The following is a 20,313-nucleotide window of genomic DNA, read 5'->3' on the forward strand; positions in this document are numbered from 1 at the left end:
GTGGCTACCGTCGAAGCGCAAGCCCATCCGCGACCATTGGCGGCGGTACCGCGCCGCCGAGGAGATGATCGGCATGACGACCGCCCGCGAAATCATGACCAGCCCGGCCGAGTGCATCGGCGAAAACGAGACGCTCGAGGCCGCGGCGCTCAAGATGCTCGGCCTCAATGTGGGCTCCCTGCCGGTGTGCGGCGAGGACAAGCGGCTCAAGGGGATGGTCTCCGACCGGGACATCGTCGTGCGCTGCATCGCCACCGGCGGCGACCCCCGCACGACGACGGCCGGATCGCTCGCCGAGGGCAAGCCGGTGACCATCGGGGCCGACGACGACGTCGACGAGGCGATCTCCACGATGCAGGAGCACCAGGTGCGCCGCCTGCCCGTGATCGACGGGCACGAGCTCGTCGGCATGGTCACCCAGGCCGACATCGCGCGCAGCTACCCGAAGGAGCGCGTCGGCGACCTGGTCAACCTGATCTCGATGGAGAACTGAGCCGCCGGGGCGCCCAGGCCCGGCGCGCGACGACGGCCGGGACGGTCCCCCGCGGGGCCGGCTACGGCTGGAGGACGACCTTGATGCAGCCGTCCTCCTTGCGCTGGAACGTGCCGTAGAGGTCCGGCCCCTCGGCCAGGGGCGCGGTGTGCGTCGTCAGGTCGTCGAGGCCCAACGGGTCGGCCGGGTCCTCGCACAGGGGCAGCAGGGCGTCGGTCCAGCGGCGCACATTGCACTGCCCCTGGCGGACTTGGATCTGCTTGTCGAACAGTTTCAGCACCGGCATCGGCGTGAGCGACCCGCTGTAGACGCCGCTGATGGACAGGGTCCCGCCCCGGCGGACCGAGCCGATCGCGGCCTGCAACGCCGCGGTCCGGTCGACGGCGGCGTGCCGGATGGCCGGCCTGCCCAGCGGCTTCGGCAGCATGGACGCCGCCTGCTGCATCAGCTTCACCCCGGGAGACCCGTGGGCCTCGGTGCCCACGGCGTCGACGACGGCATCCGGGCCGCGCCCGGTCAGCTCGATCAGCCGGTCGGCCACGCCGCGCCCCGACTCCACCGTCTCGATGCCGTGCCGGGCGGCCATGGCGCGGCGCTCCGGCACCGGGTCGACGCCGAGCACCCGGTGCCCGCGGTGCCGCCCGATCCGGGCCGCCAACTGCCCCACCGGCCCGAGGCCGAACACTGCCAGCGTCCCGCCCTCGGGGACGTCCGCGTACTCGACCGCCTGCCAGGCGGTGGGCAGGATGTCGGACAGGAAGAGGTAGCGGTGGTCGGGCAGGTCCCGCCCCACGACGACGCACGAGTGGTCCGCGAAGGGCACCCGCAGGTACTCCGCCTGCCCGCCCGGCACCCGGCCATAGAGGTCCGAATAGCCGAACAGCGCGGCGCCCGATCCATGGGCCCGCACCTGGGTCGTTTCGCACTGGGACTGCAGCCCCCGCTGGCACATCCAGCACTCACCGCACGCGATGTTGAAGGGGACGACGACGCGGTCGCCCGGCCGCAGGCCCTCGACTCCGGGACCGACCTCCTCCACGACGCCCATGGCCTCGTGCCCCAGGACGTCGCCGGGGTGCATGAACGCCCCGAGCAGCTCGTAGAGGTGCAGGTCCGAACCGCAAATGGCGGTGGAGGTGATGCGGACGATGGCGTCGCGCGGCTCGCGGAGGGAGGGGTCCGGGACCTCCTCGTGCGCGACGGTGCGTTTGCCCTGCCAAGTCAGCGCCTTCACGGTGCCCTCCTGCCGTCGACGGTCGGCGCCAGTGAACCATGCGCACGCGGCGGGGCCCAAGGGATCCGGAAGGGCCGAAGGCGGGTGCCCCTTCCGAAATTCCGTTCGTATGGACAGCACCACAGGCTATGCGTATGTTCGGCAAAAGCCCGGCGGCCCGGTGGCGGCGGGCCGAGACCGCACCAGCACGTGACGCCCACACCGGATGCCCACGGGTCCGGACTCCGGGGGGACGTTGGCTTCAAGAAGGAGACGGCATGATCCCGTACGACCGCCGCACCCCGTCCCCGCAACGAGCCTTTCCCCGCCGCCTCAGTCTCGCCGTCCGGGCCGGGGCCGGGCTCGGGGCCGTGGCGCTGCTGGCCGGTTGCGCGACCGGGTCGCAGCCGGAGGGCAGCCAGGAGCCGGCGGCGTCGTTCAGCCCGGAGGCCGAGCTCTCCGGCGAATTGACGATCATGGGGTTCAATCCGGACGCTGACGAGGTGGCCCGCACCCGGACGGACCTGGCCATCGAGGCGGTCTCGGGCGTCGACGTCAAGCCGGTCGAGGGCGAGCTCGACGTGCAGCAGTTCCTCTCCGCGGTGGCCGCCGGGGACGCCCCGGACCTGATCTACGCCAACCGCGACCAGCTGGGCACGTTCGCCTCGCGGGGCGCGATCATGCCGCTGGACTCGTGCATCGAGGGCGAGGGGATCGCGCTGGGCGACTTCCGCGAGTCCGCGCTGGCGCAGGGGCGCTTCCAGGACCAGACGTACGGGGTGCCCGAGTTCAACCAGGTCCAGGTGGTCATGGCCAACGGCGATCTCCTGGGCGAGGCCGGGTTGGAGACCTCCGACGTCGACGGGTCCGACTGGGACGCCGTCGCGGCCGCCAACACGCAGCTCATGCAGCGCGAGGGCGGCAAGCTCAGTGTCATCGGCGTGGATTCGAAGCTTCCGGAGTTCCTTCCCCTGTGGGCCAAGGCGAACGGCGCGGACCTGATCTCCGCCGACGGCCGCACGGCCCAGCTGGACGACCCGAAGGTCGTCGAGGCCCTCGAGTTCGCCGTCGGGATCTACGAGGAGCAGGGTGGGTTCGGCGAGGTCAAGGCCTTCCGCGACTCGGCGGACTTCTTCGGCGAGGACAACCAGTTCGCGTCCGGCGACCTCGGCGCCATGCCCATGGAGCAGTGGTACATCAACATCCTCAACGACGTCTCGGCGGACGCGCCGATGGCCTTCACCACGTTCAAGGAGCGCGGCTCCGACACGCCCCTGAGCTTCGCCTCCGGCTCGGCGTGGGCGATCCCCACGGGCGGCGCGAACCCGCAGGCCGCATGCCGGTTCATCAAGCACATGACGCAGACCGAGTCCTGGCTGGCCGCCGCCACGGCACGCGCGGACGAGCGGGCCTCCGAGGGCAAGCCGTTCACCGGGCTCTTCACCGGCAACCGGGCAGCGGACGAGCGGATCAAGGCCGAGTTCGTCGACTCCCCCGAGAACGACCTGACCGAGCCGTGGAAGTCCGGCGTCGAGGCCTCCTATGCGGCCAACGAAAACGGCTTCTCCCTGCCGGCGAACCCGGCGGACGCCGAGTTCAAGCAGGCCTGGTTGGACGCGGCCAACCGGGTGCTGACCGGCCGGCAGGACCCTGCCGAGTCCCTGGCCACGGCCCAGCAGGAGGCCCAGTCCGCCCTCGACGAGGCCTGGGCCGACTGGGACTCGCAGGGAGGCGGGGGCGAGGGCGAGGGCTAGCCCATGGCCAGCTCGTCCGCGGCCGGGCCGCGTCCCGGACACACCCAGCCCCGCCCGGGGATCGCGCCGCCGCGTCCGGGGCTCGCGCCGCCGCGTCCGGGGCACGCCCCGCCACGTCCGCCCCGGGCCCGGCCACGTCCGGGGCAGGTCCGGGCCCGGCGGCGGAACCTGCGCCATGCGCTCCTGTTCCTCTCCCCCTGGCTGCTGGGGTTCCTGGTGTTCACGCTCTGGCCGATCCTCTACAGCGCCTACCTGTCCCTGACGGACTACGACGTCCTGACCGACCCCAACTTCATCGGCGTCGACAACTACCGCCGGCTGGCCGAGGACCCCAAGGTCGCGGTCGCGCTGCGCAACACCGCCATCTACGCGGCGATGCTGGTGCCCCTGCACATCGCGTTCTCCCTCGGCCTGGCCATGCTGCTGCAGCGGGTCCAGCGGGCCAAGGGCTTCTTCCGGACGGCGTTCTACCTGCCGAACATGACGCCGCCAGTGGCCGTCGGCGTCCTGTTCCTGCTGCTGTTCAACGGGCACGAGGGCCTGATCAACGGCGTGCTCGGGCTCGTGGGCCTCGACGGGCCGGCGTGGACCACGGACCCGGCCTGGGTGAAGCCCGGCCTGGTGCTGATGAGCCTGTGGACGGTGGGCGGCTCGACGATCATCTTCTACGCGGCGCTGAACAACGTGCCGCGGGACCTCTACGACGCCGCCGTCGTCGACGGGGCCGGGCCGATACGCCGTTTCGCCGCCGTCACCCTGCCCATGATCTCCCCGACCCTGTTCTTCCTGGTCGTCGTCAACACCATCGCGGCCCTGCAGTCGTTCACCGAGGCGTACACGGCGTTCTTCGGGGCGGGGAACACGACCTACAGCAACGACGCCGCCCTGTTCTACGTCATCTACCTGTTCCGGCAGGCCTTCGAGTTCCTGAACATGGGCTACGCGTCGGCGATGGCCTGGGTGCTCTTCCTGGTGATCACGGCGATCACGGCCGTCCAGCTCACGGTCGGGCGCCGGCTCGTCTACTACGAGGGGGAAGACGGTGGCTGAGACCCTGACCGACCGGGCGGCCCTGCCCGGCGCGGCCCCCGGCCGGAGCCCGTCGCGCCGCCCGCCGGAGGACCCACGCTCCGCGGGCCCGCGCCCCGGTGGAGGCCACGCGGGCCGCTCCCCCGCCAGCCGCTGGGCCTCCCGCGTCGGCCGGGGCGCCGCCGTCGTGCTGCTCGCGGCGGCCACGCTGGTGTTCGTGTACCCGCTCGTCTGGCTGCTGAGCGCCTCCCTCAAGCCGCGCAGCGAGGTCTTCGACAACAAGCTGATCCCGGAGAACCCGACGCTGGCCAACTACGTCGACGTCTGGCAGGAAGCGCCCTTGGCGCTGTGGATCGGGAACACGGTCCTGGTCACGGTGCTGGCGGCGGTCGCGGTGACGCTGAGCTCGGCGCTGGTCGCCTGGGGCTTCGCGTACTACCGCTTCCGGGGCCGGGACGCGCTGTTCTTCCTGGTGCTCGCCACGATGATGCTCCCCGGCGCCGTCACCATGATCCCCACCTACCTGATCTGGGACGCGCTGGGGCAGGTCGGTACGCTGACGCCGCTGTGGGCGGGGAACCTGTTCGGCTCGGCGTTCTACATCTTCCTGCTCCGGCAGTTCTTCCTGGGGCTTCCCCGCTCGATCTTCGACGCGGCGAGGACGGACGGGGCCAGCGACTGGCAGCTGTTCAGGCACTTCGCGCTGCCCCTCTGCAAGCCCGCGCTCGTGGTGACCCTGCTCTTCGAGACCCAGGCCGCGTGGACCGACCTGATGCGCCCCCTCATCTACCTGCGCGACGCCAACACGTTCACCGTCCCCCGCGGGCTGAAGGCCATGCTCGACCAGTTCGGTTTCGCCGGGAACTGGCACTGGGAGCTGATCATCACCGCCGGCGTCATCACGACCATCCCGATGATCCTGCTGTTCTTCGCCGGACAGCGGCACTTCATCCAGGGCATCGCCACCACCGGGACCAAGGGCTAGCACGGCACTCCCGCACGAAGGAAAGGAACACCATGCGGATCCCCCCACCACGAGGGCCCGTCTCCAGCGCAGTCGCGGAGGCCCTGGGCCACGGCCCCTTCCCGCAGTCCCTCGACGCCGTGGACGCGGCCCTGGGCCCGGCGTTGCGCGACAGCGACATCCTCTACGACGACGACCTGCAATTGGCCCTCTTCTGCCTCTACGAGTTGCACTACTCGGGCCTTGCCGGCGTCGACGACCGCTGGGAGTGGCATCCCCCGCTGCTGGCGGTCCGGCAACGCATCGAGTCGGTCTTCGAGGCGCGGCTCCGCCAGGCCGTCGGCCCGTCCCCCTGGCCGGGCGGGGCCGACGGCGCCGCCCTCCCCGGCCGGAACGCCGGAGACGCGGCCTGGCACGGGGACGCGCCCGAGGACCTCGCCGCCGCGCTCTTCGCGCTGGCCGAGGCGGACGGCGGACCCTCCGTCTCCACCTACCTCTCCAGGCACGCCACGCGAGAGCAGGCACTCGAATTCCTCGTCCTGAAGTCCGTCTACCAGCTCAAGGAGGCCGACCCGCACACCTGGGCGGTCCCCCGGCTGACCGGCGGCCCGAAGTCCGCGCTGGTGGAGATCCAGGCGGACGAGTACGGGGGCGGGCGCCCCGGCCACACCCACGCCGAACTGTTCGCCCGCACGATGGCCGGCGCGGGGCTGGACCCGGAGTTCGGCGCCTACGCCGACCGCGTCCCGGCCCTCGCGCTCGCCTCCGTGAACGCGATCAGCCTCTTCGGGCTGCAGCGCCGGCTGCGGGGCGCGGTCGTCGGACACCTGGCGATCTTCGAGGCCACGTCCTCGATCCCCAACGGGCGCTACTCCAAGGGGTTCGCCCGGCTGGGGTTCGGGTCCGAAGTGACCGACTACTTCGACGAACACGTCGAGGCCGACGCCGTCCACGAGCAGATCGCCGTCCGGGACCTCGCCGCCGGCCTGGTCCGCGCCGAGCCGGCGCTGGCCGCCGACGTCCACTTCGGAGCGGCCACCGTCTGCCACCTGGACCGGCTGCTGGCCGACTGGCAGCTGGGCGCGTGGCAGGAGGGCCGGAGCGCCCTGCGCGAGCCGCTCCCCGCTCTGGAGGCCGCGTGACCGCCGGGACGGCCGGGGCGCAGGACAGGGAGCGCTGCACGCGCCTGGAATACATCCTGCCGCTGCGGCGCACCCAGCCGGACGACACCGGCCTGGCCGCGTACCTCGCGTCGCTTCCCGCCTGGGTGGACGTGACCGTTGTCGACGGCTCCCCCGGGGACACCGCGCGGGCCCACGCCCGCGCCTGGCCCGCCCGGGTCCGCGTCCTGCGTCCGGCCCCGGCGCCCGGACGCGGACCCGCCAACGGCAAGGTCCTCGGCGTCCTGGCCGGCCTGGCCGCGGCCAGGCACGAACGCGCCGTCATCGCCGACGACGATGTCCGGCACACGGCGGCAACGCTCGCGGAGCTCGAGCGCCTGCTGGACGGCGCCGACGTCGTCAGGCCGCAGAACCACTTCGTCCCCGCGCCCTGGCACGCCCGCTGGGACACGGCCCGCACGCTGGTCAACCGGGCGCTCGGCTCCGACTACCCGGGCACGCTCGCGGTGCGGGTGCCGCTCGCGCAGCCCTACCGGTCCGACGTCCTGTTCGAGAACCTGGAGCTGATCCGCACGGTGCGGGCGCGCGGGGGGCGGGAGCTGCGCGCGGACGGGCTGTTCGTGGAGCGCCGCCCCCCGGCCGTCCGCCACTTCCTGTCCCAGCGGGTGCGCCAGGCCTACGATTCGTTCGCGCAGCCCGGACGGCTGGCCGCCGAACTCGCCCTGGCCCCGCTGCTGGTGCTGCAGTCCCGCCGTCCCGCGGGCTATCTGGCGTGGGTGGGGGCCGCCGTCGTCCTCGCCGAGGCGGGCCGGAGGCGCGACGGCGGCGCCACGGTATTCCCCCGGATCGCCGCGCTGTGGGCCCCGGCGTGGGCCTTCGAGCGGGCCGTGTGCTCGTGGGTCGCGCTGGGCTTCCGGCTGCGCGGCGGCGTCCCGTACGCCGGGCAGCGGCTCCGGGACGCCGCAACGCCCGTCCGCCGGATCCGCGGAGCGGCCCCACCCGCAGGGCTCGTCTCCGCCGACCCGGCGGCACCCGGGGCGCTCGGCCCCCACCCCGACCCCGACAGCTTGGAGACCGCGGCATGAGTACCGAACCCACCCGGATCACCGTGTGCCCGCAGGGGCCGCTGCTGGTTCGCGGACCGCTCGAGATCACCGACGCCGAAGGCAAACCGGTGCCGCGGAACCGCGAGACCGTCGCGCTGTGCCGGTGCGGCGCCTCGGCGATCAAGCCCTACTGCGACGGCTCCCACAAGCTGACCGGATTCGAGCGGCCGCGGGGCAAACCGTGAGGCTGTCCCTGTGGCTCGACGGGGCCCGACCGATCGCGACCGACCCGTTCCCCGTCGTCGGGGAGCGATCCTTCGACGTCGCCGTCGTCGGTGCGGGCATCACCGGAGTGTCGACGGCGGTCATGCTCGCGCGGGCCGGCCAGCGCGTGGTCCTCGTCGAGGCCCGGCATCCGGGCGCGGTGACGACGGGGAACACCACCGCCAAGGTCTCCGTGCTGCACGGAAACCGGGCCGGGACGGTCCTGCGTCGGCACTCCGCAGACCTCGCATCGGCCTACCTGCAAGCGAACCTGGCGGGCCAGGACTGGCTGGTCCGGTTCTGCGACCAGGCGGCCGTGGAGCTCCAGATCCGGCGGGCCGTGTCGTTCTCCCAGACGGGGCAGGAACTGGCCGGCCTCGACGACGACATGCGGGCCCTCGAGGCCGCCGGGCTCGAGCCCGTCCGCGTCCGGGCCAGCGAGTCGACGCTGCCGTTCCGGGTCGCCGGCGGCATCGGCCTGGACGGCCAGTACCAGTTCGATCCGGTGGACTTCCTCGCTGCGGCCGCCGACGAGTTCCGCCGCCACGGGGGCACGCTCCTGACCGGCACGCGGTTGGTGGGCGTCGCGACGCTGGGACAGGGTGGAGGGGCCGAGTTGCGGCTGGCGTCCTCGGACCCGGACCTGCGGGAGCCGGTCCCCTCCCTTCGGGCCCGGCGCGTGGTCCTGGCTACGGGGGCACCGGTGCTCGACCGGGGCCTGCAGTTTGCCCGCATGCGTCCCGTTCGACACTATGCCGTGGCCTTCCACGCCGAGGATCCGACGAACTGGGACGGCCCCCGCGAGATGCTCACGTCGATCGACGGCCCGGCCCGGAGCCTGCGGGACGCGACGCCGGGCGACGGCATCGACCGGCTCATCGTGGGGGGCGGCGGGCACGTCGTCGGCCGCAAACGGGACACCGAGGCCGTCTACCGGGAGATCGAAACGTGGGCGGCCCGCTACTACCCGGACCTGCATCCGAGCCATTGGTGGTCGGCGCAGGACTACGAGCCGCTGGGCGCGGTCCCGCTGGTCGGACCGGTCCCGGCCGCCAACCGGGATCCGCACACGATCCTGATCGCCACCGGATTCGCCGGCTGGGGCATGACCAACGGCGTCGCCGCCGCCTTGTACCTGGCGTCGCTGGCGGGCGGGCGCGAGACCGAGCCTCCCCCCTGGGCCAGGACCCTGTACGGCGCCCACCCAACCCTCCGGACGAGCGCGTCGGTCGCCGCCCTCAACCTCGACATCGGACGCCACCTCGTCGCGGGCACCGTCCACGGCGGCCCTGTCTGCACGCACCTGGGCGGACGGCTGCGTTGGAACCCGGCCGAGCGCAGTTGGGACTGCCCGCTCCACGGGTCGCGGTTCTCCGAGGCGGGGTGCCTGCTGGAGGGACCGGCCACCGAGAACCTGCCGCTGGTCCCCGAGCCCCCCGACGCCGGCGCGGGTGCAGGCCTGTCCGGTCCAACCACGGTGGCCGGCGCCCGGGTCCACGACCTTGGACCGCCCTCGACCGGCGTGGGACCGTTCCCGCAACGGGACGGGATTCCCCCTCGCACCGGCGAGCCGCCCCCGGACGGAGGCGGACCCGTGGATGGACGGGATGTGCGCCCTCACGGCGGGGATGCCCACGCAGACGGAGGGGATGCGCGCCCGAACGGCGGCGACGCGCACCCTAACGGAGGCGATGCGCACCCGAACGGCACGAGACCGCGGCGGTAAACCCGCTCCGGCGCGACAACGCAGCGGGGCACCGGCCGCTGCCGGCGCCCCGCCCTTCGGTCAGCGCGTGGGTTCGTCTTCGATGCGGCCGCGCCAGCCGCCGGTCTCACCGCCGCGGGACTCCACGAAGTCCCGGAACCGGCCCAGATCCTTCTTGACCTGCATGTTGTCCAAGCCGAGGGCAGAGCCGGCCTTCTCCGTGAAGGTCTCGTCGTGCCACTTGAACTGGACATTGACCTCGGTCCGCGGCGTCCCGTCCTGTTCGGGCAGGGCGTGGAACGTCACCGATCCGGCGTGGGTGTGGCTGTCGAGGCTCTCCCAGGCGATGACGCGGTCGGGCTCCTGCTGCGTGATCCGCGTATCGAACTCGCGCTCGACCCCGCCGATCTTCGTCACCCAGTGGTTCGTCGCGTCGTCGATCTGCGTGACGCTCTCGACCCCGTGCATGAACTGCGGGAAGGACTCGAACTGCGTCCACTGGTTGTACGCCGTCGAAACGGGAACGTTGACCTCGATCTTTTCCTGGATCACTGCCATGGTGTCCTCCTCGAACTTCGGTTGTATGGGGGACGTCCTGCTCCGGCGGTGCTACCGCCGGTGTCGACACGCCCCAACGTAGCCGCAGAGGACCGGGCACGGTCAATGGCTGCGGAAATGCCTCCGCCGAAGCCGGTTGCGGCCTTCGGCCCCGTGCCGCCTGCGCTCCCGAGGCCGTGTTTCACGGGGCCGGCGTTGAGGTGTCGGTGTGGAAGTAGGTGTTGAGCAGGGGCGTTCGGGTGGGGTCGATATAGGCGGGTGGGATCCAGTGGGGGCGGCCTTTGATCATGCGGATCTGCCAGTCGCCTTCCTCGGCGAGGTGGTGGTGCCAGGGGCAGCAGAGGCAGCCGCGTTGGACGTTGGTCTCGCCGCCGCCGGACCAGGGATCGAGGTGGTGGGCCTCGGTCATGCTGGCCGGGACCATGCAGCCGGGGGCGGTGCAGCCGGGGGCGGTGCAGCCGCGGTCGCGGGCATAGAGCATGCGCTGTTGCTTCTCGGTGAAGAGGCGTTGGCTGCGGCCGACGTTGAGCAGTTCTCCGGCCCCTCCGAGGACGACGGGGATGATCCCGGCGTTGCACGCGAGCCGGCGGATGGTGCGCGGGTTGACCGGGCCCTGGTACATGGATTCGGACTGGCCGGTGGTGCCGGGGGCCAGCTCCCCGCGCAGCGTGTTGTAGTCGATGGTGACCATCACCTGCGGGCGCATGCCGCCGGTGTCGGGCACCGCGCCGGTGGCCAGGCTTCGCCGCACGGCGTGGATCAGCGCGTCCAGGCGCACCTGGGCCTTCGTCGGTCCGGACCCCGGAACGGTTCCACCCCCGGGCAGGGCGCCGGGCGGGTCCGCGCCGAACAGCGCAGACCTCTCCGGCGAGGCGCCCAGCGGGCTGTCGCCAACCAGCGCGGACGTCGCAGGTGCGTCGTCCATCGGGTTGCCGCCGAACAGCGCGGACGTGCCGGGGCCGGTGGCGGGTCCGTCCACGGGCGGCGGGCCGTCGACGGGCGGCTCGACGTCGTCAACGTCGCGGCCGGGCACATCATCGCCGTCCTCGGTGCCGACGGGGGCGTTGTCCGCGGGGTCTGCGGCGGGTCCGCTGGGGGCTGGAGTGAGCGGGACGCCGTTGACCCAGTCGGACTTGGGATTCGTGGCCGCGTTGACGAGGGTCTGCAGGGCCTCGTGTTGGGGCTCGTCGACGATGAGCAGGTACTCGTGCAGGCCGAATTTGTGTCCCTTGTAGGTCAGGCCCTGCATCACGTGGCGGACCCCGTCGGTGGGCTCGGGCCCGTCCTGGTCCAGATGGTTGTGCCAGCGCTCGATGCAGGTCCGCACCGTGTCCCGGTCCCCGGCCACGGCGAGCCCGGTCAGTTGCTCCTCCATGGTCTCCAGGACCGCTGCCTCGTCCGGGCGCTGCCGGGCCACGGGAGCGGCCTTCTCCAGGCCGTCGGCGACCATCATCGCCCCGGCCAGCCCGACGCGTCCGGTGGCGAACGCGTCGGCCAGCCGTTCGTGCAGCGGCGGCAGGACCTCGCCGGTGAGCGTGGTGCGCGGCAGCAGCCGGGCCCCGGCCGCCAGCCGGCGGCAGGCTTCCGCCGCGCCGAGGTGCAGCTCGCGGCGCATGTAGTCGGCCGTGTCCTTGTACCGGGAGCGGCCGGCCGGGTTGCCCGGGGGCCGGCCCACGTCGGCCACCCTCGCCCGGTCTGCGGCCGCGGCCGCGGCCACCCGCAACCGGTCGAGCCCGTTCCCGGCCCGCTCGACCACGCCCAGCACCGCCGCCGCCTCTTCCGGGCCCAGCTCCGCGCCCGTGACCGCCTCCGACAGGTCCAGCAGCGCCGTCCCCAGCTGCCCAATCCGCTCGACCAGCGCGGGCGCGGACACGCCAAGGCCGCCGGCGACGCCGTCGTCGTCCGGCCCCGACCCGTCGGCGCCCTGGCGCCGTTCCGCATCCAAGGGAGGCATGCCCCCAGTGTCCCCCGCCAGCCTCGCCCCCGGGCCCGAACGCCCCCGATGGTGGACGCCCACCCCACCGAACACACCTGTGGAGGGCCCAACGACACCGAAAGCCCGCCGGGGGCAACGGGTCACCATCGCGCCTACAGCCAGGCGTCGGGCCCCTCCCGGCGCGGCCGGAACCACGCGTATCCATAGGGGCCAAGCTTGACCGTCATGCGCCGCCCGTCGTCGACCTCGGGGTCGCCGCCGTCGGAGAGCAAGGGCACCATCCGCTCGCCCGGCTCCGCGTCCGGCACCAGGACGGACGTCACCACGTCCGTGTCGGAGAAGTTGTGCACTGCGACGACGTAGTGTCCGTCCGCCTTGGCCCGGTGGGCCAGGACCGCGGATTCCCCCTGCTCGAGGACCTCCAGGTCGCCCCACCCCAACTCGGCCGCGCGCCGGCGCACGGCCACGAGCCTGCGGATGAAGTGGAACAGGGAGTCGGGATCCCCGCGGGCGTCCCGCACGTTGATCCGCTCCGGCCCGTACTCGCCGCGGACCAGGGGGGAGCTGAACGCGTCCGGCTCCGCATGGGAGAACCCGGCGTCGTCCCGCGGCTCCCACTGCATGGGCGTGCGCACCGCTTGACGTCCGGGGGCACCGGCGTTCTCCCCCATCCCGATCTCCTCCCCGTAGTACAGGGCCGGGGTCCCGGGAAGGGAGAACATCAGCGAGTACACCATCCGCAGCCGGTCGCCGTCGCCGCCGAGCATCGGTGGCAGCCGCCGGCGGATCCCGCGCCCGTAGGCCCGCTGCGACTCCTCCGGCGCGAAGGCCGCGAACACCTCCGCCCGCTCCGCCTCCCCCAGCTGGTCCAGGGCGAGTTCGTCGTGGTTGCGCACGAACACCGCCCACTGTGCGCTCGCGGGGATCGGCGGGCGCGTCCGGAGGGCTGCTGCGAGCGGCCCGGCGTTGCCCCGGGCCAGCGACAGGTAGAGGTTCTGCATGGCCACGAAGTCGAACACGAGGTCCAGCTCGGTCGCGCCCTCACTCCCGAACAGGGTCTCCTGCTCCCGGTACGGCAGATTGACCTCCCCGAGCAGCACGGACTCCCCGTTCCGGCGCCGCATGAAGGCGCGCAGTTCGCGCAGGAACCCGTGCGGCCCGTCGGAGCCGGTGTTCTCGATCTCGTCGTGCAGACCCACCGTCAGCAGCTGCGGCACCGCATCCACCCGGAACCCGTCAAACCCGAGCTGCAGCCAGAACCCCATGATCTTCGCGATTTCGTTCCGCACGGCCTGGTGGGCCATGTTCAGGTCCGGCTGGTGCTTGTAGAAGCGGTGCAGGTACCACTTTCCGGCCTTGCGGTCCCGACTCCAGATCCCCTTCTGCTCGCCGTGGAAGATCACCAGGTCCGAGGTGTCCGGCGGCTCGGTGTCCCGCCACACGTAGTAGTCGTGCTCGGGGCAGTCCGGGTCCTCGCGGGCCTTGAGGAACCAGGGGTGCTGGTCGGAGGTGTGGTTGACGACCAGGTCGGCGATGACGCGCATCCCGCTGTTCTTGGCGGTGCGCACCAGCGCCACGAGGTCGCCGAGGCTGCCGAGCCGGTGGTCGACGTTGTAGAAGTCGGTGATGTCGTAGCCGTCGTCGCGCCCGGGGGTCGGGTAGAACGGCATCAGCCACAGGCAGGTCACGCCGAGTTCCGCCAGGTAGTCGATGCGCCGGTTCATGCCCTCGATGTCGCCGATGCCGTCGCCGTCGGTGTCGAGGAACGTCTCGATGTCGGCGCAGTAGATGACGGCGCTCTTCCACCAGAGGTCGGAGATGTCGGTGGACTTCACGGCCGGTCACCGTGCAGGCGCGGCAGGACCTCGGACCCGAACGCCTCGATGAACCCCGCCTGCTCCTGCCCGACGTGGTGCAGGTACAGCTCGTCGAACCCGAGCCGCGCGAACGCCGCGAGCCTTTCGGCGTGCTCGCCGGGGTCGGAGGAGACGACGACGGCGGCGCGCACGTCCTCAGCCCGGACCGTCCGGGAGAGCGCCTCGAAGTGTTCCGGCGTCGGCAGGTCCCACGTCACCGGCGGCGACACGACGTTCGACGACCACTGCTCCACGGCGATCCGCTCGGCCTCCGCGTCGGTCGGGGCCCAGCTGAGGTGGACCTGCAGGGCCAGCGGACCGCGGCCCCCGGCGGACCGGTACGCGTCCACGACCCGGCGCAGCGCGTCCTCGGGCTGGTTGATGGTGATGAGGCCGTCCGCCCACTGGGCGGCCCACGCCGCGGTCTCGGCGCTGATCGCCGGGGCGATGATGGCCGGCGGGGTCGTGGGGGCGTCCCACAGCCGGGCCTTCTCGAGCCGGACGTGCGGGTCCCGGTTCGTCACCTCCTCGCCGGCGAACAGGCGGCGCAGCGCGGCCACCGTCCCGGCGAGACGCTCGCGGCGCACGTCCTTGGGCGGCCACGGCGCGCCCGTCACGGATTCGTTGAGGTTCTCGCCCGTGCCCGGGGCCAGCCAGAACCTGCCCGGGAACATGGCCGCGAGCGTCCCGGCCTGGTGGGCGAGGGTGGCGGCCGGGTACCGGTGCCCCGGCGTCGTCACGGTGCCGACGGTCAGGCCCGTGGTGGCGAGCGCGGCGCCGAGCCAGGTCCAGGCGTTGCCCGAGTGTCCCTGGGCGGCGCTCCACGGGTTGAGGTGGTCGGAGCACATGGCCGCCCGGAAGCCGGCGGCCTCGGCCCGGCGGACGTCCTCGAGGAGCCGCGCGGGCCCGACCTGTTCGTGCGACGCGTGGAAGCCGACCCGCACCATGTCAGTTGCGGGCCGGGCCGGACTCGACGTACTCCTTGAAGCGGTGCAGGTCCAGGTTCACCTGCATCTGGTCGACCCCGACGGCCTGCCCGGTCTTCTCGACGAGGGTCTCGTCGTCCCAGGTGAAACGGACGGTCACGCGGGTCTCGGCGTCGTGGGCGTGCCCGGCGGCGCCCTCGGCCGTGGGGTCGCCGGCCCCGCCCGGCGGCAGGGCCTCGAACGTCACGGACCCCTCGTGCATGATGCCGCCCTCGCCCCGCCAGGCGATGCACTCGCGCGGCCGGCTCTCCACGATCGTGGTGTCGAATTCCCGCTGGACGCCGCCGATCTGCACCACCCAGTGGAATGTGCCTTCGCCGGTCCGGGTGATGCTCTCGACGGCGTGCATGAACTGGGGAAAGAGCTCGAAGCGCGTCCATTGCGCCCACACATCCTCGATGGGTGCTTCGACGTCCACGTGCTCGACGATGACGGCCACTGTGACCTCCTCGTGATCTGGTGGCCCCACAGTAGCCACGCACCCCGCCACCGGGTCAAGGGATGTGCGGGGCCGCCGTCGTCCGCCCTACTCCACGGTGAACTGGACGCGGTGCCACCCGCTCGCCCCGTCGGGGACGGGGGCCGCGCGCTCGGCCGTCTGCAGCGCCCCAGTCCCGTCGGTGGCCCGCACGGTGGCGGTGTGGCGGCCGGGCGTGGCGCCCTCCCACGCGAACGACCACTGCCGCCACGTGTCCGGCCCCGGCACGGCCGCCAGCCGGGCCTCCCGCCAGGGCCCGTCGTCGATGCTGACCTCCACGGAGCGGATGCCGCGGTGCTGCGCCCACGCCGTGCCCCCGAGCATCACGGTCCCGGCCGCGACGTCCGCGAACGGCCGCGGCACGTCGATCCGGGACGCCGTCTTGATCGGCCCCCGGGCGGACCAGCCGCGTTCGGTCCAGTACGCGGCGGCGTCGGCGAAGCGGGTGACCTCCAGGTCCACGACCCACTTGGTGGCCGAGACGTACCCGTAGAGCCCGGGCACCACCATCCGCACCGGGTAGCCGTGGGCCAGCGGCAGCGGCTCGCCGTTCATGCCGACGGCGAGCAGGGCGGCGCGGCCGTCCGTGAGCACGTCCAGCGGGGTGGAGGCCGTGAACCCGTCCTGGCTCGTGGACAGGACCATGTCGGCCCCCGGGGTCGGGCCGGCCCGCTCGAGCAGGCGCCGGATCGGCAGGCCGAGCCACCGCGCGTTGCCGGCCAGGTCGCCGCCGACCTCGTTGGACACGCAGGTCAGGGTCACGTCGGCCTCGACGAGGTCCTCCGCGAGCAGCTCGTCGAACGAGATCGACACCTCCCGCTCCACCATCCCGTGCACGCGCAGGGACCATTCCGCCGCGTCGACCCGCGGGATCACCAGGGCCGTGTCGATCCGGTAGAACTCGGCGTTGGGGGTCGTGAAGGGCGGCATGCCGGCCACCCGCGCCGCCACGCCGTCGGGCAGGGGCGGCGCCGGGCGCGCCGGGGGCGGCAGCCGCAGGGCATCGCGTGCGACGGAGACGCCGCGGGTGAAGCCGGCCGCCACGCGTCCGGCGAGCCCGAGGACGACGGCGGCGCCCGCCGCGGCCGCCACCCCCACGAGGAAGCGGCGCCGCGCCGGGCCGGGGCGGGTCCGGTCTCCGGTTCCGGGCGCGGGCTCGGTGGCGCCCTCCCCGACCGCCGGCACCCGGCCGCTGCCCGCCTCCGCCGCCCGCGCCGCGTCCGCCAGGCGCGCCAGCCGGGCCAGCGCCCAGGCGCCGGCCAGGGCCCCGGCCAGGGTCGGGAGGGCCTCGCCGAAGCCGGCGCCGGGCCGCGTCGTCGCCACCCAGGCGACCGCCACGCCGATGGCCCCCACGAGGCCGACGGCGAGGCCGCGGCGCCGGGCCGACAGCAACCCGAGCCCGGCCGCGACGGCGGCGAGGACCAGGCCCATGGCGGCGAACAGGGCCAGCTTGTCGTTCGTGCCGAAGAGCGCGATCGCCGCGTCCTTGACCCACGGCGGGATGACGTCGATGAACGCCCCGCCGACCGCCACGAGCGGCGAGGCGGACGGGCCGAAGAACGCCGCGGCGAGTTCGGCGACGCCGAGCAGCAGCGCGGCGGCGGCCAGTCCGGCGGCCGGGTGGCGCCAGCGGGGGTGCCGGGTGGGGGTGGGCGTGTCCATGGCGTGGTGCCTTTCCGCCCCGCCGCTACAGCTCGCGGAGCAGGATGGGTTCGGTGGTCGGCTGCGGCGATCCGCCGGCGGGCTCGACCGTGATGCCGAAGTGGGTGACGCCCTCCATCGAGCCGGAGAGCATGGCGGCGTCGCGGCCGGCGGCCTGCTCCGCGGTGAGCAACCCGGCCGGCTTGGCGCCGTCGGCGGAGATCAGCCAGAGCTCGTAGTCGCGGTCGGCCGGCAGCTGCGGCAGGTCCTGCGGGGAGACGGCCATGAGCCCCTGGGCGGCGGAGTACGCGAGGTGTACCTCGCCCCCGGTGGCGGCGGGCGCCGTGGCGAACGCGGCGTCGTCGGCGGAGAGGATGGCCGCCATCCGCTGCTGGTCGGCCGCGACGGCGGCCAACTGCTCCCGCAGCTCGGCCCGTTCCGTCTGCTGGTGGGCGACGGTGCCGCCCAGGGCCCCGGCGGCCACCAGCAACACGCCGGCGGCGGCGGCCAGGAGGCGGCTCGTGCGGCGCTGGCGCCGGTAGCGGTCGAGGGGGACGACGGCGGCGGGCGTGCCCGGCTCCCCGCCGGCCGCGGCGCCCTCCGGCGAGCCGGTGACGGGCCGTTCCTGCCGCGTGTTGCGGATCGCGGCCATGACCTGCGCCTTGAGCCGCTCGGGCGGGGCCTCGGGCCCGGCGCCGAGGGCGAGCTGCCCGGCGGTCTCGGCCAGGGTGCGCGCCTCCTCGGCCGCCTCGGGGTTCGCGGCCAGGTACCGCTCCGTCTCGGCCCGTTCGGCGTCGGTGAGGGCGTTCAGGGCCCAAGCGCCCGTCATGGTGTGCCGTTGCTCGTTCATCACGCCACTCCCAACCTGTCCCTCAGTCTGATCATCCCATCCCGGATGCGGGTTTTCACGGTCCCGACCGGAACCTTCAGCAGGCCCGCGACCTCCTGGTGCGTGTACCCGCCGTAGTACGCGAGCCGGATGGCGTCGCGCTGCACGTCGGTCAGCGTCTCCAGGGCCCGGAGGACCCGCTCGACGTCGGCCCGCAGCACGGCGGTGTCCTGGACGTCGTCGGTGCTCTCCTGGAATTCCTTGATCCCCTGCTCCAGGTCGCGCCGGCGGCTGGCCTCGCTGGACCGGACCCGGTCCACGGCCCGGCGGTGGGCGATGGTGCAGATCCAGGCGTGGGCGCTGCCGCGGGAGGCGTCGAACCGGGTGGCGCGCTGCCACACCTCGACGAACACCTCCTGCACGACCTCCTCGCTCTGCCCCGGGTCGCGGACGACCCTCCGCACGAGCCCGAACACGACCGGCGCGACCTCGTCGTAGAGCCGCTCGAACGCGGCCTCGTCGCCGAGGCCCACGCGGACGAGCAGCTCGTCGGGGCCGGGCGCCGGACGCGGCGCACCGCGGCCGAAGCCGGGGAGTCTCATGTCCCCCACGGTGTCACGGGACGGGTCCATGGTGCGTCTCCTCGCGCGTGGATCGGATCGTGTCGCCGGTTTGGCTGCCAGCCGGCGGTCCGGCCGTCCCCCTGCCGGCCGGACCTGCGGGCGGGTGCTACTGCTCCTTCGGGGGCATCAGCACCGAGTCGATGAGGTAGACGGTCGCGTTGGCGGTCTGGACGCCGCCGCAGATGACGCTGGAGTCGTTGACCATCAGCTCGTCGCCCTCTCCGGAGACCTCGACCGCGGCGCCCTGGACCGTCGTCTGTTCCCCGGCGATCTCGTCGGGGGCGATCCGGCCCGGCACGACGTGGTACGTCAGGACCGAGCTGAGCGTGTCGGCGTCGGAGACCACGGCCTCCAGGTCCTGCTCGGGGATGGCCGCGAAGGCGTCGTCGACCGGAGCGAAGACCGTGAACTCGCCGCCGTTGAGCGTGTCCACGAGGTCGACGTCCGGGTTCAGCTCCCCGGAGACCGCCTTCGTGAGGGTGGTCAGCATGGGGTTGTTGGAGGCCGCGGTGGCCACCGGGTCCTGGGCCATGCCCTCCACCGAGCCGGCGCCGTCGGGCACCTGCTCCGCGTAGTCGTCGCAGCCCGGGCCCACCAGCGTGGCGGCCGGGTCCATGGAGCCCGAGGACCCCGCGCCGGACGACGGGGCCGCCGACTCCGACTGGGCCATGGAGGAGGCCGGCGACGACGGGGCGGCGCTGCTGCTTGCCTCCGCGCCGGCGTCCCCTCCGGAGGCGCAGGCGGACAGGCCGATCACGGCGAGGGCGGCGACGCCGAGGGTGCTGGCAAAGCGGGTGTTCGTACGCATGGTGCTCTCCTTGGTGGGTGGTTCCCGCACCGGGCGGCGCGGGACCTGCGGTGCTCGTTCAGTGGTCGTTGAGAGGTGCTCGATTGGACCTTCCGCCTGGTTAGCGGCGCGCGGTGACGCCGCGGCCCAGCAGCAGGCCGAGGGCGGCCATGCCGAGGCCCAGCCCGAAGTGCAGGACGTTGTCGGCGGAGTTGACCGGGACGAAGTTGGCGGGCCCGTCGTGCGGGATGAGCACCCCGTACAGGCCGAGGACCAGGTACACGGCCCCGCCCCAGACCAGGTACCGGGTGGCACCGGCGGCCGATCCCCCGGCCGCGAGCCCGAGGACGCCGAAGATCAGGTGCACGGCGTTGTGCAGGACGGAGACCTGGAAGAGGCCGAGGAGCATGGCCTCCGAGTGGTGGGACGCGAAGGACAGGTCCCCGAGGTTGCTGGTGACGCCGGGGACGAACCCGAGGACGCCGACGAGCAGGAAGACCGCGCCAACGGCGCGGGCCGCCAACCGGACCGCGCTGTGGGCGGTGGCGGGTGCGTGGGCGTGTGCGGTGGTCATGGTGTGCTCCTTGTCGGTCGGTGCCGCGGGCCCGGAGACCGGTTTCGGTGCCCGGTCGGTGGTGGCCGGTGCGGCGGTGACACGGACAGTTCGGAGCGGGGGCGGGGTCGGATTGGGCCGGGGCGGGAAAATTTTGCCGGGGGTTTCCGGGCCGGCCCCGGGGGTCGGCTTCAGCCGGCCGGCGGCGCCGCGCAGAATGGGCCGCATGCGGTGGCTGGGTCACGTGGGTCGCGGCGTCTCGTACCTGGTTCTGGGCGGGGCGCTGGTGCGCGCCGGGCGGACACCCCGGCCCGGGGCCGGTGGCCCGTTTCACGGGCGTCGTTGGAAGGTGGCTGGGGCACTGGTTGGAGGTTCATGGCCCCAGCCTCCCGGCCGGGCGGCGGTCGCGGATCCCCCGCGCGGGGGAGGTACCGGCCCCGGCCCGGGCTGCCAGCGGACCGGGTTCCTCATCCCGCG

The 20,313-nt window shown here is 73.3% G+C and carries 19 protein-coding genes; 8 read left to right on the forward strand and 11 right to left on the reverse strand.

The genetic code is table 11. The features are described from left to right. Positions 1 to 73 precede the first annotated feature (73 nt). Positions 74 to 493, forward strand: coding sequence for a CBS domain-containing protein (locus tag AC1Q5D_RS05795; RefSeq protein WP_481737622.1), 420 nt, complete (start codon positions 74 to 76; stop codon positions 491 to 493). A gap of 61 nt (positions 494 to 554) precedes the next feature. Here AC1Q5D_RS05795 and AC1Q5D_RS05800 read toward each other — a convergent pair whose 3' ends face one another. Continuing rightward, positions 555 to 1,727 (reverse strand): alcohol dehydrogenase catalytic domain-containing protein, encoded by a 1,173-nt coding sequence (locus tag AC1Q5D_RS05800; RefSeq protein WP_481737623.1) that lies wholly within the window; start codon positions 1,725 to 1,727, stop codon positions 555 to 557. Between the two features lie 257 nt (positions 1,728 to 1,984). Here AC1Q5D_RS05800 and AC1Q5D_RS05805 point away from each other — a divergent pair, with 257 nt between their 5' ends. Genes AC1Q5D_RS05805 through AC1Q5D_RS05835 form a run of 7 tightly spaced genes read left to right on the forward strand, consistent with a single transcriptional unit; the run spans position 1,985 to position 9,610 of the window. Continuing rightward, the gene (locus tag AC1Q5D_RS05805) at positions 1,985 to 3,460 is read left to right on the forward strand and encodes an extracellular solute-binding protein (protein WP_481737624.1); all 1,476 of its coding nucleotides are present in this window, start codon (positions 1,985 to 1,987) and stop codon (positions 3,458 to 3,460) included. Between the two features lie 3 nt (positions 3,461 to 3,463). Then, positions 3,464 to 4,510 (forward strand): carbohydrate ABC transporter permease, encoded by a 1,047-nt coding sequence (locus AC1Q5D_RS05810; RefSeq protein ID WP_481737625.1) that lies wholly within the window; start codon positions 3,464 to 3,466, stop codon positions 4,508 to 4,510. Further along, entirely contained in the window at positions 4,503 to 5,474 is a 972-nt protein-coding gene (locus AC1Q5D_RS05815) for a carbohydrate ABC transporter permease (protein WP_481737626.1), read from the forward strand. The genes AC1Q5D_RS05810 and AC1Q5D_RS05815 overlap by 8 nt, the downstream gene beginning before the upstream one ends. 32 nt (positions 5,475 to 5,506) lie before the next feature. After that, on the forward strand, positions 5,507 to 6,595 hold the full coding sequence (locus tag AC1Q5D_RS05820) for an iron-containing redox enzyme family protein (protein WP_481737627.1): 1,089 nt from the start codon (positions 5,507 to 5,509) through the stop codon (positions 6,593 to 6,595). Next, entirely contained in the window at positions 6,592 to 7,659 is a 1,068-nt protein-coding gene (locus tag AC1Q5D_RS05825) for a glycosyltransferase family 2 protein (RefSeq protein WP_481737628.1), read from the forward strand. Before AC1Q5D_RS05820 ends, AC1Q5D_RS05825 begins: the two co-directional genes overlap by 4 nt. After that, positions 7,656 to 7,865: a CDGSH iron-sulfur domain-containing protein gene (locus AC1Q5D_RS05830; protein ID WP_481737629.1), complete on the forward strand. Its 210-nt coding sequence runs from the start codon at positions 7,656 to 7,658 to the stop codon at positions 7,863 to 7,865. Before AC1Q5D_RS05825 ends, AC1Q5D_RS05830 begins: the two co-directional genes overlap by 4 nt. After that, complete coding sequence (locus tag AC1Q5D_RS05835) at positions 7,862 to 9,610, forward strand: FAD-dependent oxidoreductase (protein WP_481737630.1); 1,749 nt, start codon at positions 7,862 to 7,864, stop codon at positions 9,608 to 9,610. The genes AC1Q5D_RS05830 and AC1Q5D_RS05835 overlap by 4 nt, the downstream gene beginning before the upstream one ends. A gap of 60 nt (positions 9,611 to 9,670) precedes the next feature. Here the strand turns inward: AC1Q5D_RS05835 and AC1Q5D_RS05840 are convergent, their stop codons facing one another. The 10 genes from AC1Q5D_RS05840 to AC1Q5D_RS05885 all read right to left on the reverse strand — a co-directional run bounded on the left by AC1Q5D_RS05840 (position 9,671) and on the right by AC1Q5D_RS05885 (position 19,857). Continuing rightward, positions 9,671 to 10,147, reverse strand: coding sequence for an SRPBCC family protein (locus tag AC1Q5D_RS05840; protein ID WP_481737631.1), 477 nt, complete (start codon positions 10,145 to 10,147; stop codon positions 9,671 to 9,673). 181 nt (positions 10,148 to 10,328) lie between these two features. Next, on the reverse strand, positions 10,329 to 12,101 hold the full coding sequence (locus AC1Q5D_RS05845; RefSeq protein WP_481737632.1) for an HNH endonuclease signature motif containing protein: 1,773 nt from the start codon (positions 12,099 to 12,101) through the stop codon (positions 10,329 to 10,331). Positions 12,102 to 12,235: 134 nt separating this feature from the next. Beyond that, positions 12,236 to 13,918, reverse strand: coding sequence for an alpha-amylase family protein (locus AC1Q5D_RS05850; protein ID WP_481737633.1), 1,683 nt, complete (start codon positions 13,916 to 13,918; stop codon positions 12,236 to 12,238). After that, positions 13,915 to 14,886, reverse strand: a complete 972-nt coding sequence (locus AC1Q5D_RS05855) for a TIGR03885 family FMN-dependent LLM class oxidoreductase (protein WP_481737634.1) — start codon at positions 14,884 to 14,886, stop codon at positions 13,915 to 13,917. Before AC1Q5D_RS05855 ends, AC1Q5D_RS05850 begins: the two co-directional genes overlap by 4 nt. Before the next feature lies 1 nt (position 14,887). Further along, positions 14,888 to 15,364 (reverse strand): SRPBCC family protein, encoded by a 477-nt coding sequence (locus AC1Q5D_RS05860; protein ID WP_481737635.1) that lies wholly within the window; start codon positions 15,362 to 15,364, stop codon positions 14,888 to 14,890. An 87-nt stretch (positions 15,365 to 15,451) separates the two neighbouring features. Continuing rightward, positions 15,452 to 17,065 carry a molybdopterin-dependent oxidoreductase gene (locus AC1Q5D_RS05865; protein ID WP_481737636.1) on the reverse strand — a complete coding sequence of 538 codons (1,614 nt, stop codon included), beginning with the start codon at positions 17,063 to 17,065 and terminating at the stop codon, positions 15,452 to 15,454. A 25-nt stretch (positions 17,066 to 17,090) separates the two neighbouring features. Then, positions 17,091 to 17,894 carry an anti-sigma factor gene (locus AC1Q5D_RS05870; RefSeq protein ID WP_481737637.1) on the reverse strand — a complete coding sequence of 268 codons (804 nt, stop codon included), beginning with the start codon at positions 17,892 to 17,894 and terminating at the stop codon, positions 17,091 to 17,093. Further along, on the reverse strand, positions 17,894 to 18,475 hold the full coding sequence (gene sigK / locus AC1Q5D_RS05875) for an ECF RNA polymerase sigma factor SigK (RefSeq protein WP_481737722.1): 582 nt from the start codon (positions 18,473 to 18,475) through the stop codon (positions 17,894 to 17,896). Before sigK ends, AC1Q5D_RS05870 begins: the two co-directional genes overlap by 1 nt. 127 nt (positions 18,476 to 18,602) lie before the next feature. Beyond that, entirely contained in the window at positions 18,603 to 19,304 is a 702-nt protein-coding gene (locus AC1Q5D_RS05880) for a fasciclin domain-containing protein (protein ID WP_481737638.1), read from the reverse strand. 100 nt (positions 19,305 to 19,404) lie between these two features. Next, positions 19,405 to 19,857, reverse strand: a complete 453-nt coding sequence (locus AC1Q5D_RS05885; RefSeq protein ID WP_481737639.1) for a DUF4383 domain-containing protein — start codon at positions 19,855 to 19,857, stop codon at positions 19,405 to 19,407. Between the last annotated feature and the right edge of the window lie 456 nt (positions 19,858 to 20,313).

The organism is Arthrobacter paludis (assembly GCF_056782315.1).

Bases quoted from the DNA above. Each gene is read 5' to 3' on its own strand.
- AC1Q5D_RS05810 (WP_481737625.1), top strand. From the start codon at position 3,464: ATGGCCAGCTCGTCCGCGGCCGGGCCGCGTCCCGGACACACCCAGCCC.
- AC1Q5D_RS05805 (WP_481737624.1), top strand. From the start codon at position 1,985: ATGATCCCGTACGACCGCCGCACCCCGTCCCCGCAACGAGCCTTTCCC.
- AC1Q5D_RS05820 (WP_481737627.1), top strand. From the start codon at position 5,507: ATGCGGATCCCCCCACCACGAGGGCCCGTCTCCAGCGCAGTCGCGGAG.
- sigK (WP_481737722.1), bottom strand. From the start codon at position 18,475: ATGAGACTCCCCGGCTTCGGCCGCGGTGCGCCGCGTCCGGCGCCCGGC.
- AC1Q5D_RS05885 (WP_481737639.1), bottom strand. From the start codon at position 19,857: ATGACCACCGCACACGCCCACGCACCCGCCACCGCCCACAGCGCGGTC.
- AC1Q5D_RS05855 (WP_481737634.1), bottom strand. From the start codon at position 14,886: ATGGTGCGGGTCGGCTTCCACGCGTCGCACGAACAGGTCGGGCCCGCG.
- AC1Q5D_RS05880 (WP_481737638.1), bottom strand. From the start codon at position 19,304: ATGCGTACGAACACCCGCTTTGCCAGCACCCTCGGCGTCGCCGCCCTC.
- AC1Q5D_RS05830 (WP_481737629.1), top strand. From the start codon at position 7,656: ATGAGTACCGAACCCACCCGGATCACCGTGTGCCCGCAGGGGCCGCTG.
- AC1Q5D_RS05795 (WP_481737622.1), top strand. From the start codon at position 74: ATGACGACCGCCCGCGAAATCATGACCAGCCCGGCCGAGTGCATCGGC.
- AC1Q5D_RS05845 (WP_481737632.1), bottom strand. From the start codon at position 12,101: ATGCCTCCCTTGGATGCGGAACGGCGCCAGGGCGCCGACGGGTCGGGG.
- AC1Q5D_RS05840 (WP_481737631.1), bottom strand. From the start codon at position 10,147: ATGGCAGTGATCCAGGAAAAGATCGAGGTCAACGTTCCCGTTTCGACG.
- AC1Q5D_RS05870 (WP_481737637.1), bottom strand. From the start codon at position 17,894: ATGAACGAGCAACGGCACACCATGACGGGCGCTTGGGCCCTGAACGCC.
- AC1Q5D_RS05865 (WP_481737636.1), bottom strand. From the start codon at position 17,065: ATGGACACGCCCACCCCCACCCGGCACCCCCGCTGGCGCCACCCGGCC.